Source organism: Pseudomonas fluorescens (genome assembly GCF_902497995.1).
In the GTDB taxonomy this organism is placed as follows: domain Bacteria; phylum Pseudomonadota; class Gammaproteobacteria; order Pseudomonadales; family Pseudomonadaceae; genus Aquipseudomonas; species Aquipseudomonas fluorescens_BK.
Genome location: NZ_CABVII010000082.1, coordinates 1 through 506 on the forward strand (window position 1 = coordinate 1; position 506 = coordinate 506).

At 58.1% G+C, this 506-nt stretch carries 1 pseudogene; it reads right to left on the reverse strand.

The annotated features are described in order from the left end of the window. Positions 1-410, reverse strand: a pseudogene (locus F8N80_RS31020) (molecular chaperone DnaJ); the annotation flags it as partial. Between the last annotated feature and the right edge of the window lie 96 nt (positions 411-506).

The window sequence follows — 506 nt, forward strand, 5'->3', positions numbered from 1 at the left end:
TTTGCGCAACGATAGGACAGCGGCCCGGCGTCAGCCAGCCGATGGTACAAGCTCCAACTGAGGTCATCGAGAGACTCGAGAGGCAGTTGATCCAGCCCTCGGATAAACGACTGCCAGGCTGCAAAGTCGAAGCGCCGTACAGGATCGTCAAGCAACTCGCAGAAATCCACGAACGCCTGCGGCACCTCGATGATTGTCTGTTCCGGCTCTTGGTATTCCTCGAATTCTTCGGGTGGTTCTTCATCGCCTTCGCGTGCCAGACGAAGCGCTTTTTCGTAGGCCATGCGCAGCGCCTGAAAACCTTCGGGATCGGTCGCCGGGTGATGTTCCGGCAGGCGCGTGCGGTAGGCGGCGCGAATAAGGGTTTCGTCGGTGGTGGGTTCGATGCCCAAGCGGATCCAGCAACTCATGACCAGTCGAACTCCTTGAGCGATTCGGGACGTTGCGGCAAGTCGAGGTCCAGATGCCAAGGCAGGTTTTTCAGAAAAACCGGCATGTTCTGTTGG